Origin of the sequence: Proteus hauseri ATCC 700826 (genome assembly GCF_001654965.1) — a bacterium.
GTDB lineage: Bacteria > Pseudomonadota > Gammaproteobacteria > Enterobacterales > Enterobacteriaceae > Proteus > Proteus hauseri.
This window is the reverse complement of record NZ_LXEV01000003.1, coordinates 126,084-139,395: the sequence shown is the minus strand read 5'-3', so window position 1 is coordinate 139,395 and position 13,312 is coordinate 126,084. Positions and strand designations below refer to the sequence as shown.

Annotated in this window: 10 protein-coding genes; 2 read left to right on the top strand and 8 right to left on the bottom strand. The window is 38.4% G+C overall.

The annotated features are described in order from the left end of the window. Positions 1 to 13: 13 nt before the first annotated feature. Positions 14 to 835 carry an MBL fold metallo-hydrolase gene (locus tag M997_RS00990; RefSeq protein WP_064718262.1) on the bottom strand — a complete coding sequence of 274 codons (822 nt, stop codon included), beginning with the start codon at positions 833 to 835 and terminating at the stop codon, positions 14 to 16. Between the two features lie 346 nt (positions 836 to 1,181). Here M997_RS00990 and M997_RS00985 point away from each other — a divergent pair, with 346 nt between their 5' ends. Then, on the top strand, positions 1,182 to 3,386 hold the full coding sequence (locus M997_RS00985; protein ID WP_064718261.1) for an extracellular solute-binding protein: 2,205 nt from the start codon (positions 1,182 to 1,184) through the stop codon (positions 3,384 to 3,386). Between the two features lie 62 nt (positions 3,387 to 3,448). Here the strand turns inward: M997_RS00985 and ytfE are convergent, their stop codons facing one another. From ytfE to norV, 3 genes are read right to left on the bottom strand one after another with little or no spacing between them, the layout of a single operon-like run. Further along, complete coding sequence (gene ytfE, locus M997_RS00980; RefSeq protein WP_064718260.1) at positions 3,449 to 4,111, bottom strand: iron-sulfur cluster repair protein YtfE; 663 nt, start codon at positions 4,109 to 4,111, stop codon at positions 3,449 to 3,451. 51 nt (positions 4,112 to 4,162) lie between these two features. After that, positions 4,163 to 5,302 (bottom strand): NADH:flavorubredoxin reductase NorW, encoded by a 1,140-nt coding sequence (gene norW / locus M997_RS00975; RefSeq protein WP_064718274.1) that lies wholly within the window; start codon positions 5,300 to 5,302, stop codon positions 4,163 to 4,165. A gap of 11 nt (positions 5,303 to 5,313) precedes the next feature. Then, a complete protein-coding gene (gene norV, locus M997_RS00970; RefSeq protein ID WP_064718259.1) occupies positions 5,314 to 6,756 on the bottom strand; it encodes an anaerobic nitric oxide reductase flavorubredoxin in 1,443 nt (480 codons plus the stop codon). Positions 6,757 to 6,945: 189 nt separating this feature from the next. Here norV and norR point away from each other — a divergent pair, with 189 nt between their 5' ends. Beyond that, entirely contained in the window at positions 6,946 to 8,457 is a 1,512-nt protein-coding gene (gene norR / locus M997_RS00965) for a nitric oxide reductase transcriptional regulator NorR (protein WP_064718258.1), read from the top strand. A gap of 108 nt (positions 8,458 to 8,565) precedes the next feature. Here the strand turns inward: norR and M997_RS00960 are convergent, their stop codons facing one another. From M997_RS00960 to M997_RS00945, 4 genes are all read right to left on the bottom strand, one after another. Further along, complete coding sequence (locus M997_RS00960; protein WP_064718257.1) at positions 8,566 to 9,135, bottom strand: molecular chaperone TorD family protein; 570 nt, start codon at positions 9,133 to 9,135, stop codon at positions 8,566 to 8,568. Positions 9,136 to 9,219: 84 nt separating this feature from the next. Next, positions 9,220 to 10,119: a dimethyl sulfoxide reductase anchor subunit family protein gene (locus tag M997_RS00955; protein WP_064718256.1), complete on the bottom strand. Its 900-nt coding sequence runs from the start codon at positions 10,117 to 10,119 to the stop codon at positions 9,220 to 9,222. Beyond that, entirely contained in the window at positions 10,116 to 10,757 is a 642-nt protein-coding gene (locus M997_RS00950; protein WP_064718255.1) for a DMSO/selenate family reductase complex B subunit, read from the bottom strand. Before M997_RS00950 ends, M997_RS00955 begins: the two co-directional genes overlap by 4 nt. Further along, positions 10,754 to 13,174 (bottom strand): DMSO/selenate family reductase complex A subunit, encoded by a 2,421-nt coding sequence (locus tag M997_RS00945; protein ID WP_064718254.1) that lies wholly within the window; start codon positions 13,172 to 13,174, stop codon positions 10,754 to 10,756. The genes M997_RS00950 and M997_RS00945 overlap by 4 nt, the downstream gene beginning before the upstream one ends. Positions 13,175 to 13,312 lie beyond the last annotated feature (138 nt).

The window sequence follows — 13,312 nt, the reverse complement described above, 5'->3', positions numbered from 1 at the left end:
CATCGTTCTCCTCTTAATTTGTTTCTAACGTTAATCCGTCGTATGCAACGCGGATATTATGAGGAGCACAAATCGCTTCTAATTCGTGATGAAGCAATTTACCACTGTGTGAAATATGCGAAACAGCAATTTGGCTATCTTGATGTAAACAACCTTGTTGTTGCAGTTTTTCTTTAGCTGCAAAGACAGTTTCAAGGCTCATATGATTATCTGTGCGATCTTTACCATTTAAGCCATAAGTACATTCAAAAACCACGATATCTAATGGTTTATTTTCTAACCATTTCCATGTTAATTCGGGGAACCAACCTGAGTCGTGGCCATAAAAAATAACCTTGCCATCTTTTTCAATATGATAAACATAGCAAAGTTCCCACTTGGCGTGATTAGCCAGTAATGGTGTAATTTTATAGCCATTTCTTTCTACGGTAACAAAAGGAATTAAACAGTGAAAAGCGAATCGCTCTTTGCTGTAGCCAGGTAATACTTCAATGCAGCCGTTAATTGCGCGATCATTACCAAAAATATGTAGTGGGTGGTTAATTTCAAAACCATAGCCTTCCATACGACTGAAAAGATCGCCAACATTAAAATGATCTGGGTGAGTATGAGTAAATAGCAAGCTTTCAAAACCTGTTGCATCCATACCATCACGCATTAATTGATAGCTAAATGTAGGTGATACGTCGATCAACATCAGATCATCAACGATTGCAGAAGAGTGCGTTCTAATATCTTTTCCTGCGAGTTCTCGTGCTTTCAGACAGTGTTCACAACGGCAGAATGGGTTTGGAATGCCTTCAGAGGCAGCCGTCCCTAAAAAATGAAGTTTCATAGAAAATCCCCTTATCTTATTGTTTTATTATAAGTTTATTAAAATTCTGGTGCTGGTTATCTATAATGAATAGATTAATTTGAACGTTCCAATAATAAAATGGCCATTAAAATTTGCCAATAAATGAAGTTGAGATCAGTGATCCCATTCAAATTATATTTTTTATCTATTTGATAAATATGATTATTAAAAATTAATGAAATTGATAATCATTAATTTGGCAATAAAATATATGAGGTTGTTTTATAAGCAGATTTGAAGTGGAACGATCAAATCAATTATCGGTAGTCGTGATAAATAATTCAGGTATGCTATTGAGTGAGAAAATTGAGGTGGAAATAGACAAATGGCGACGATTAAGGATATTGCAAAATTAGCGGGTGTTTCTCATGGTACTGTTTCTAACGTATTGAATAAACGTGGAAATGTTAGTGTGGAAAAAATTGAAGCGGTGTATCAAGCAGCTAAACAAATGGGTTATCAGCTAAATACACAAGCTCAAATGCTAAGAACCAATAAGAGCCATAAAATTGCGATACTTTTGCCACAATTAGTGTCCGAGAAATATGCTGTTTTCTTTAACTCGTTAAGGCAGTCTATCGCCCATTTTTCAGAGATAACTTACGATCTTTTTTTAACCGATGATCTTGAAACCACAGAGTTAGAGGCATTGCAAAAGATTGCGGCTGGGGGATATAAACAGGTTATTTCTGTTAGTTGCCTTAAAGATGCCTCAATCTATTTTGAAACGTTAAAATTACCTCCTGCTCAAATCGCTTTTATTTATCGCCGCCCTTTAAATGCTGTGCGCTTTTTTACCTTAGATTTTTCACAAGCAGCTGATGTTATTTGCCAGCAATTAGCCCAAACAAGCAGTAAATTAGTGGGAATATTTATTGATAATCGAGACTATTTAAATAGTCAGATTTTCGCTAGTGAATTGCAAAATAAAATTAGCCAATATTCACCAGATAAAAAATCCGTTGTGCTGAGTGCCTCAGATGAAGAGAGTTATAAAATTGCATTTGATTTTTTCTCTATGGAGCAAGTACCAGATATTTTTATTACGCAGGACATCGAAAAAGCGCGCTATTTAACCCAAGCCAGTTATTTTGGTAGCCATAATGATTGCTCCCCCATTTTTGCTTTAAGTGACAATATTCCTCCTGTTTTAAAAGGGTTGTATTATTTTCCGATGAACTATGCGCAGCTAGGTTTAGAAGTTATTGATTGTCTGATACAAGAATTAGATAACGATAGCGTCACTGATAATATTATTTGTGTGCGTAATCAAGGTGAACATCTTTATACCGCGACACCAGCAATAATAAATAAAGACGAGCAAGATATTAGTCTTAATTTATTGATATTACCCAGCCCATCCACAAGCGCATTAAAAAAATTATTGCCTCATTTTTATCGTCAAACGGGTATTCAAGTTAATTTAGCGGTTCACCCTTATGATGAGGTTTATCAAATATTAAGCCAATTACATCTACACCCTTATTATGATTTATTACGTATTGATATGGCGTGTTTTCCTTGGTTTGCAGAGCGCGTATTGCAACCGTTAGATAAAATTGGTAATGGATTAGCTGATTTACTAAAGAATTTTTCTTTACCCACGCAGCAAAAATTTAGTTTGGTAAATAATACGGCATATGCGATGCCATTTGATGCGAGTGCACAATTACTGTTTTATCGTAAAGATTTATTTGAAGACACTATTTTAAAAAGAATGTATTACGAGAAAACAGGCAATGAATTAACTGTGCCAGAGACGTTTGAAGAATATGATCAAGTTACCCAGTTTTTTACAGAAAATTATGAAGCTGGGCAATTATCTCGGCCAATGGGCGCGTCAACAACATTGGGCAGTGCCGGTCTTATTGCAACAGAATATTTATTACGTTACTACGCACAAGGTGGGCGGTTAATTGGTGATGACAATATTCCTAAGCTAACAATGCCATTAGCTGGCAATATTCTTAAAGAATATCTACATCAGTTGTCGATCACCGAAAACATTCATAATAAATGGTGGAGTGAGTCAGTTAGGCAATTTGAGCAAGGTAATTTGGCAATGCTTATTGCTTATATGAATTTATTTAACGATGTCGCTCATAGCGATATTTTACCTAAAATTGGTTTCGCTCCTGTGCCTGGTGGTGTTCCTCAGTTAGGTGGTGGTGTGTTAGGGGTTTCTCGTTATAGCCAAAAAGCACAATACGCAGAACAGTTTTATCGTTGGTTATATTCGCCAGTTGTTATGGATCACCTGATTTTGTTAGGGGGAAATAGTAATCATCAAAACTTTAGCCATAATCAGGAAATTAGCCATCGTTATCCGTGGATGACATTAGCGTATCAGGAAATTAATAAAGGGATCCGTGAATCTTCAGTGCCTAATGGTAAGTTGTTTAATCTGAGACAAGCTGAAATTATTATTGGGCAAGGTATTACAAACGTCGTTAATAATATTATGACTATAGGTGAGACAATTGAATATATTAATCAACGTTTGTTAATAGATACGCAAGGTGAGCGCTAGTTTTATTATTACTATTTGAAAAATAGTAGGGGGGTAAAGAATACCCCCACTAATTATCAACATTATTCGCCAGCTAAAGCTCTTGGAAATAATAAGTTATTTTCTAAGCTAATATGATTCATTAAATCGTCAATAAATTCATTAATTCCATTATAAAGTACACGCCATGTGGTGCAGGCTTCGGGTGGTGGTGTAACATTTTTAGTAATAAATTTAATTACCTCAACAATTTCACCCGCATCATCGTGTTCATGTTCCATTACACTAATAGGTGCCCCCGCTTGGCTGCCAAGGCCATTTTTTATCATAGGAAAGAGCACGCGTTCTTCTTTCATCATATGACTAGTTAGCTCTTCAAGTAATAACGATAACTGGCGAGCTAAGCCTTTAGGAACAGTAGGTTTAGCCTCATGAACGCGCTCTACTTTTTCAGCTTGTAAAATTAGCTCAGGTAATTGTGCTCGGTGTTTATCGTGATAACGGACAATAATAAAATCAATAATTTCGCTTAAAGGTACTTTGCGCCAATCTTTTTCTAATGGTTGTTGTGAGAGTGCGAGTAATTTATTTTCAATTTCATCAATATCTAATCCGGCTTTTTCTGCGGATTTAATGAGAGTTCTTTTTCCACCACAGCAAAAATCGAGATTATATTGACGAAATATAGCGCTTGCGCCTGAAATAGAGAGCGCTAATTGTCCTAGTGGTTGATCACGTAAATTCATTGTATTCACCTATTTTTAAATAATCATAGATGCTAATTAAGCATTCTAAATTTAAGCATTAAGAGCACGTAATAGAGCAAAGGCTTCTTTTATTTGTTCTTGTGTCACCACAAAAGCGCGAAATATATCATTTGTATCATAGCCTTTAGCAATAATGCCCGATTGTGTGGTGTTGATAGTCCAATTTAAATCGCTGCGTGTTGTCTCGCCAGCAAGATGCAGTGGCATTAAGGGGGTTTTCACTCGAATTATCATTGGCGGTAAAGACAGCGGTGCGGTATTTTCTCCCACTAATGTTTTAGCTAAATGCATAGCACTTAATTGAATTGGCTGTAAAAATGGTAATAAATTACCGTTAATTTCTGCACAATCTCCTAAGGCATATATATCTTTTTCGCTGCTTTGCAGATATTCATTTACAGTAATTCCACGGTCGGTATGTAAGCCAGCAAGCTGAGCTAATTCAATATTAGGAGAAAGCCCAGTTGCCGCAATAACACAATCAACAGTTAATTGATGATGTTGATTAAAAGTAGCCAAAATACCCTTATCTGTTTGGGTTAATGACTGTAGTGGCGATTTTAAAAGTAAGCGAACACCAATATCAGTCAAATTTGCTTGTAAGCGGCCACTTAATTCAGAAGGAAGTAGTGACGCCAGCAAATTACCAGAGATATCAGCAAGTGTTACTTTTTTACCCGCTCGACAAAAATCCATCGCTAATTCTGTACCAATTAACCCAGCACCTAAAATTAATACGCGTTTAGCATGATGAATTTGGGCTTCATAAGTACGATATTCTTGTTGGCTATTTAAGGTAAACATCAGTTCATGTCCTGATATAGCGGGGCAATACGTTTTGGCGCCGGTTGCTAATACTAATTTATCGTAGTGCCATTGCTTACCTTGCGTACTTTGAATAAGCTTTTCGGTTCCATCAATATAGGCAATTTGCGTATAAGGATGAATATTCAATTGATATTGCTGTGCAAAATCCTCTGCTGTCTGTTTTGTTAAATCATCGGCAGTTTGTGCTTGGCTAATGACATGGCTTAAATCTGGTTTGTTATATTCATCAATACTGTCCGATGCGATTAAAGTGATCGGAATATCTGTATTAAATTTACGAATGCTTTTGACTAATTGGCGAGCTGCAAAACCTGCCCCAATTATCACTATGCCGTGATTTATATTCGTTATGCTCATTTTGCTTCCTTTGCTATCGCATCAAAAACATCTTTACCTAATGAACATTCAGGGCATAAGAATGAATCAGGAACCTCACTCCACGGTGTATTAGGTTGTACGTTTTGAATCGGCTCACCTATCGCTGGATCGTAAATCCATTGGCAAACACTGCATTGCATACAAGGACCTAGGTTGACAGCTGTTATTTCAGATGTGACTTCTGGTGGCAAAACGGTGTTTTTGATAGGTGTTGGTAAAGGCGCTAATGCCCATTGGCGAGCAAGCTCTCTACCATATTCACGGCAAATTTCTTGTGCATCCATATCAGGACGCCATTTGGTTTTTAATGCCAATGCAGTTTCAAAACCAGCATCCATTAAGCGAGTTTGAATGCGGTCAACCGCACCGCCATTCCAGCCATAACTACCAAATGCAGCCGCTTTTTTATTACGAAAACGTAGGCCTGTCATTTCTTCAAGCATGGCGGCAATTTTGGGCATCATCACATTATTCATGGTGGATGAACCCACTAGAACACCTTTAGAGCGAAATGCACTGGTAATGATGTCATTTTTATCACTTTTGGCGACGTTATAGCTTTTTACAAACACATTTGGGTCAATTTCATTAATACCCTGCGCAATAGCATCCGCCATCATGCGTGTATTATTTGACATGGTGTCATAGAAAATAGTGATGCGATCTTCTTGGTAGTCAGCTGCCCATTTTAGGTATAACTCAACGATTTGAGTCGGATTATCGCGCCATACCACACCATGAGATGTTGCAATCATATCGACAGGTAAATTAAAGCCGAGAATTTCATTAATTTTTGGTGTTACAAGGCGGCTAAAAGGGGTCAAAATATTAGCGTAATAACGTTGGCATTGTTCAAATAATTCAGTTTGGTCAACTTCATCGTTAAATAATCGTTCATCACAATAGTGCTGACCAAAAGCATCATTACTAAATAAAATTGCATCACCAGTTAAATAGGTCATCATGCTATCTGGCCAATGTAACATGGGTGTTTCAACAAAAATAAGCTGTTTACCGTTACCAATATCTAAACTATCACCGGTTTTAACGATATTAAAATTCCACTCTGGGTGATGATGATGACCATTAATAGAATCGATAGCATTGGCTGTGCAATAAATTGGGGTATTAGGAATAAATGACATTAATTCTGTTAATGCACCGGCATGATCTTCTTCTGCATGGTTAATAATAATGTAGTCGATATCTTCTAAATTAATTTGTGTGCGTAGGTTCTGTACAAATTCGCGGCTAAATTTATGATCAACAGTATCAATAAGCACATTTTTTTCTTCACAAATTAAATAGCTGTTATAGCTGCTACCTAATAAGGTTTTATATTCAGTACCATGAAAATCACGAACTTCCCAGTCACGTTGCCCAACCCAGTTAACATTATTTTTTACATGAATAGCCATTTTGTGTTGTTCCTTTGATTAATCTTTTTATCGGGATATATATTGATATAATCAAGAAGCGTGCCAGTTTTTATCTTATTGTTTTAAATGAATTTTTATTTATAAGTTAATTAAAGTATTGTCAATATGACTATCTTTATCATGTCAAAATGACCATAATAGGGGTCATAATGACTATGAGGTGTTTTTATGGGATTTTCGGTTGATGTGCTGGCTAAAATAGCCATTGAATTGCAAAAAGATGTGGGTCATCAAGACCGTTTTCAGCGTTTAGTAACGACTCTTCGGCAAGTGCTCGGTTGTGATGCTGCGGCCTTGCTGCGCTATGAGCCTCATCAGTTTATTCCATTAGCCATTGATGGTCTTGTGCCTGATGTATTAGGTCGTCGCTTTTTACTTGAAGGCCATCCTCGACTTGAAACGATAGCTCGTGCCGGTGATGTGGTGCGTTTTCCTGCTGATAGCGACCTGCCTGATCCTTACGACGGACTTATTCCTGATAGAGAGCATTTAAAAGTTCATGCTTGTGTGGGTTTACCACTATTTGCAGGACAAGATTTAATTGGCACATTAACGCTCGATGGTATGGATCCGCATCAATTTGATACCTTTAGTGATGAAGAATTGCGTTTAATTGCGGCATTAACCGCGGGCGCATTAAATAACGCATTATTGATTGAGCAGCTTGAAAATCAGAATATGTTATTTACCCCAACCACTTCATTTAAGCCCACAGTAAAAACGGAAATTATTGGTTTATCTACTTTGATGGAGCAATTAAAAAAAGAAATAGAGATAGTTGCTCCCGCTGATATGAATATTTTAGTAAGTGGTGAAACGGGCACAGGTAAAGAGCTGGTGGTGAAGGCGATTCATGAGATGTCTAATCGTGCAGATAATCCGTTGGTTTATTTAAATTGTGCTGCACTACCTGAAAGCGTTGCTGAAAGTGAATTATTTGGTCATGTAAAAGGTGCATTTACCGGGGCAATTAGTCATCGTAGTGGTAAGTTTGAGATGGCCGATAATGGCACCTTATTTTTGGATGAAATAGGTGAATTGTCGTTAACACTACAAGCTAAATTACTACGAGTATTACAATATGGTGATATTCAACGTATTGGTGATGATCGTAATTTACGTGTCAATGTGCGTGTATTAGCTGCGACTAATCGTGATTTATGGGAAGAAGTATTAGCTGGGAATTTTCGTGCCGACTTATTTCATCGTTTAAGTATTTTCCCTCTTCATGTACCGCCATTACGTGAACGTCACGACGATATTTTGTTATTAGCTGGCTATTTTTGTGAGCAATATCGTCAGCGTTTTAATTTATCTCAAGTTGTGATTAGCCCTGAATTGCGCCGTTATTTATTACATTATTCTTGGCCTGGTAATGTGCGTGAATTAGAACATACCATTCACAGAGGTATTGTACTCGCCAGAGCAGGAAGTAAAGCTGACAGCCTTATTTTGCAGGTGAGTCATTTTGCCTTGGGATCAGAAAATCAAGTTATTCCGACACCGCACTCTTTGCCTTCGGTAGATAAAAACTTAAAACAAGCAACAGATGAATTTCAGCGTGATTTAATTAAACAAGCCTTGCTGCGTAATAATCATAATTGGGCTGCAACTGCACGAGAATTAGCGATAGATCCGGCCAATTTACGCCGTTTAACTAAGAGATTAGATTTAAAGTAGTATTATTTTGAGAGCACATTGAGCAAACAAAATAGAAAAAGGTAATTTGGGTGCGTGATCCAAATTACCTTGGGTCATTATGTTAGAATGATAAGTCTTTAATAAATATTACTTTCTAAATTCATTCACCGTGATGGATACCAGTTCTGTTAATGCACTATAAAATTGGCTATAGCCGCTCATCTTTAATTTATTTAAATATAAGGGCAGCCAGGTTTTTAAATGATGGGTCAATAATTCATCAACCGCCGTTGCTCTTTTTGCAGAGGCTAATACCGCTGCCTGAAATAGAACTAAACCAATATGGTCAACCGGTTCAGGAAATGGGGTATTTATTTTTAAACGTTCACGTTTTAAGAATTCACTAAGGGCAAATGTTGAATCGCCTTGTAATAAACCCTCTGGATCTAAATAAACCGAACCCCAAGGTGGCGCTGGTAATGCATTAGGGCCAACAAATAAATTTTCCCACTGTATTTTTAACTGTTCGGCTTCAATAGAGACCGAATTCATTAAACGTTCACAAAGACGACTTTCTATTTTGCAAGGCCACTGGGCTGCAAAATCGCCGGTTTTAAAAAAGCTGAGTGCTGTTTTATTGGTGTCGTCATCTGGTGGGAATAAATAACAAATTCCCAATAAATTAAATGCAGCCGCGTAATAGGAGAGTCTGCTCATAATTTGTGATACTTCCTTAAACAAACCCCAAATATTTATTTGAGGTTTGCTTTTTTATTATTTAAAAGTCGTTATAGCGTGTGATTAGTGAATCGAGTAAAAAACATAGCGCAACATAAAGTCAGCAATAATTGCCAGTACACAACCAATAACAAATAACGATTCTGTTGATGTTGCTTGGTTTTTTTGCGTTAGGAATTTTACTAAGCTATATCCACTTACAATCACCGCAAGTGTAGCAAGTACCCAACAAGTGATGCGAAGTGTGCCAATTGAGTGATAAACCTCTATTGGTGATAGCGGGAATGTCACGGATTTTTGGCTATATAACGTACTGGTTAAATATTGCTGATAAAAAGGTTGATACAGTAATCGGGCGATTAAGCTAAATGCCATTATTCCCCATAATTGCCATTTCCAGCGAATCGGTAGTGGTACTTGTGGAATTTCAATGCCTAATTTATGTCCAATATTTTGTAATATTTTAAGTAATAAAAAGAAAATGGCGGCACCAAGAGTCAGCATAGCGCCAAAGAACATAATATAAGTATTGTGATCCATCCATGTCAGTATGGAGGTATGGCGGTAAATAGATGCCATGCAATAAATATCAAATAGACCAATCAGAATACTGCTAGTTAATAACAACATTGAGAGCTTGCGGGTACGCCACAACCATAAAAAGGTTAGCCCTAGACAGCCAACAAAAATAGCAGTAACAACAACTTCACGGCTTAACCATGCAGAGAAAATATTTCTGACCGCATTGGGGGCGTTTAATGGCACACCTAAGTGAGTAATAGAAGCAATAGAGCCTAGTCCGGCTAATACGCAAATTACAAAGAGAGCGAGTAACATAAAGCGATAATAGCTTTCGGCATTGAGATAATCAGCAAGGCGACGAGCAAAAATACCTGTAGTTAGCGCTAACCCAATAGTGGCATTCATCATGAATGTGAAGATTAATAACGACCATTCATTCATTTTCTTTCTCCCTTATTATTTATACCGTCGTTATTCGCACCTTGATGCGGGTTAATAACGAGGTTGGGATGTGTAATTGATGGATCAGGTAAGCCTGTTACATAGTCTAAATCGCCATAACGTTCACGAAGTTCATCAATAGGGCCAAATTGGATTGCACCAAGAGGACAAGTCGCAACACAAACCGGTTGCTCCCCTTTTTGCTGTAGATCGACACAGAAATCGCATTTCGACATCTGTTTGGTTTCTGGATTCATTTGTGGTGCACCATAAGGGCAAGACCACGCACAAGCACCACAACCAACGCATTTATCAGTATCAACCATAACAATGCCGTCACCTTCACGTTTGTGCATCGCTGTTGTTGGGCAATTTTTTACACAAACAGGATCTGCACAGTGATTGCATGAGATTGATAAGGTATAAGCAAAAACGTTGTTAATTAACGCGCCATTGGTATTACGAGTGTAACCACCTCCCGTAATTTCATAAACACGACGGAATTTACGTCCCACATCAAGATTGTTTTTATCTTTGCAACCAACCTGACAGGCTTTGCACCCTGAACAACGGGCGCTATCAATATAGAATCCTAACTGTTTGCGACTTACAGCGGGATAAACGGTAAATTTACTCATGCTTTTGCTACCTCAACCAATAATGTTTGGTGAGCATTGCCATGTGCCATTGCGGTGCTACGAGATGATGTTAATACGTTGGCACATCCACCTTGATCAATACCTTTTGCATCAGGTTGCCACCAAGCACCTGCTTGCAATGCGACAACCCCAGGCATAATACGCTGTGTCAATTTGACGGGGATCATCGTGATACCACGGTCGTTATAGACTTTGACCTTTTCACCCTCTTTGATATTCCTATCTTGCGCATCAAGCGGATTTATCCATAACTCTTGGCGCTGAACTTCTTGTAACCAAGGGTTAGCAAATTGTGTGGAGTTAGCGCGATTACGGCCTTTCCACGTAATTAGCTGAAGTGGAAATTTACCCGTTAATTTATCTTCGGGACCTTCAATTGCCGGTACATAGTGCGATAAGGCAGGGATATCGAGATTATTCATGTCATAAAGACGTTTAGAGAAAATCTCAATTTTTCCTGATGGTGTTGGGAATGGATTGTTCTCAATATCTTGAATATTTTTTTCAAACCCGACATTTTGGGTGTGTGGGCGATGTTTTAATAAATGACGACGTTTAACGAGTAACTCATTAAAGGTAGGGATGCCGTCTTCAGGGCGTTTAACGCTAGCGTCATTGACTAAATATTCAATCCAATCGCGGTCGGTTTCTTTCCCTTCGCTAAATTGTTCACCAACGCCTAATTTATCTGCAACTTCACGTAACCAATCGTAGTCAGTTCGACGTTCAAATTCTGGCTCAATGACTTTTTCAGATAAAATAATGTAGTCGCCATAACTCCATGTGCCGCCGATATTCCAACGTTCTAAGAAGCTAGTTTCTGGTAGTAGAATGTCGGCAAATTTTGCACTTGGCGTTAAATAAAGATCACTACAAACAATAAACTCAACCTTAGATTCGTCTTCTAACACGTTAGCCGCATGAAGAATATCGGTGTTTTGGTTGGTCATGTAGTTACCCGCCATTGAGAAAATCATCTTGATTTCAGTATCAAGTTTCTCGGCATTGAGTAACCCGTTTTGTGGAGTGACTAGCTTTTTATCTTCACAGGCTTGTACCCAGTTGGTGATATTGATTTTTGCTTTAACTGGATTTGTGAGTAAGCTTGGCCCTGCAATGGTCTTGCGTAAATCAGGGTTTAACGCCATACCATAACCCGCGGCCCAACCACCACGCACACCAACGTTACCGGTGATAGTCGCCAATAATGTTGCACCACGCGCTGTACGCTCACCACAAATATGACGTTGTGGCCCCCAACCTTGCATTAATGCTGCTGGTTTTGTTGACGCATATTCACGGGCTAATTGACGAATAATATCTGCTGGTACTTTAGTGATAGGTTCTGCCCACTCTGGTGTTTTCACCACACCATCTTTTTTACCCATTAAATAGGCAACTAACGATTCGTTTTCACCAACACCATCTGGCATTTGGTGTTCGTCAAACCCGAGTGTGTATTTATCAATAAAGGTTTGGTCATGCAGATTTTCGCTGATGATGACATACATCATCGCATCCATCATGGCGTTGTCAGTGGTTGGTAATAGTGGGATCCATTGGTCTGCTAATGAAGAGGCAGTATCAGAATAACGCGGATCAACGACAATAAATTTAGTGCCGTTTTTCTTCATTTTTTGGAAATAATGATTGGTATGGCCAAACACAGTTTCGTTTGGATTATGACCCCATAAAATTACTAATGGTGTATTTTCTAAGGTATCTAAAGTGCTGCCACTTGCGGATGTGCCATAAGTGTAAGGGGTAACCGCCATCGTGTTACCGTTACTTACTGAGTGGTAGTTTTCTAGAAATCCGCCAGTGATATTAAACAATCGACGCAGCATATTGGCACCAGAAAAAATTCCGCCAGTCACACCCGTACTTAAGCTTACAAAGCGAGAAGCAGGGCCATATTGTGCGTTAATTCGCTGCATATTCTGTGCGATAAGCGTTGTTGCCTCTTCCCAACTAATGCGCTCAAATTTACCTTCGCCACGTTTGCCTACGCGTTTCATAGGGTATTTTAAACGGTCGGGGTGATAGACAAATTTACGGTAGCCTCGCCCACGTACACAGGCGCGCATAATGGGCATTTCTTCGTCTAAATCAGCGTCAGGGCGTGTACTAATGCGCGTCACTTTGCCATCTTTAACATGGGCGCGAATATCACATTTACCGCCACAGTCAAAACTACTACAAGTAGATACAACACGTTCGCCATCTTCAGTTGTTATTGGTTTTACAGCGATAGCATTATCAATGGTTGCAGCAATAGATCCTGATGCAAGAAAAGGGAGGGTAACTAATGCCGAGCTGGCTTGTAAAAAATGGCGACGGCTAACATCGCTAAGAATATTCTTTTTATCACTATCGTGATCGGACTGATTGCTCATAATGAACTCTACCTTAAACATAATAGGCGGATCCCGATATACCCGATACTTGATATAAAGAATTAGTGTGGTTTTTCTAGGCTATGAATATAGGGAATGTCTGGTATCCGCTGCATTATTATTGAATGCATAGATAAT

Excerpts from the sequence above, each read along its gene's own strand:
- M997_RS00955 (WP_064718256.1), bottom strand. The coding sequence starts at position 10,119 with ATGAATGAATGGTCGTTATTAATCTTCACATTCATGATGAATGCCACT.
- M997_RS00990 (WP_064718262.1), bottom strand. The coding sequence starts at position 835 with ATGAAACTTCATTTTTTAGGGACGGCTGCCTCTGAAGGCATTCCAAAC.
- ytfE (WP_064718260.1), bottom strand. The coding sequence starts at position 4,111 with ATGAATTTACGTGATCAACCACTAGGACAATTAGCGCTCTCTATTTCA.
- norR (WP_064718258.1), top strand. The coding sequence starts at position 6,946 with ATGGGATTTTCGGTTGATGTGCTGGCTAAAATAGCCATTGAATTGCAA.
- norV (WP_064718259.1), bottom strand. The coding sequence starts at position 6,756 with ATGGCTATTCATGTAAAAAATAATGTTAACTGGGTTGGGCAACGTGAC.
- M997_RS00945 (WP_064718254.1), bottom strand. The coding sequence starts at position 13,174 with ATGAGCAATCAGTCCGATCACGATAGTGATAAAAAGAATATTCTTAGC.
- M997_RS00950 (WP_064718255.1), bottom strand. The coding sequence starts at position 10,757 with ATGAGTAAATTTACCGTTTATCCCGCTGTAAGTCGCAAACAGTTAGGA.
- M997_RS00985 (WP_064718261.1), top strand. The coding sequence starts at position 1,182 with ATGGCGACGATTAAGGATATTGCAAAATTAGCGGGTGTTTCTCATGGT.
- M997_RS00960 (WP_064718257.1), bottom strand. The coding sequence starts at position 9,135 with ATGAGCAGACTCTCCTATTACGCGGCTGCATTTAATTTATTGGGAATT.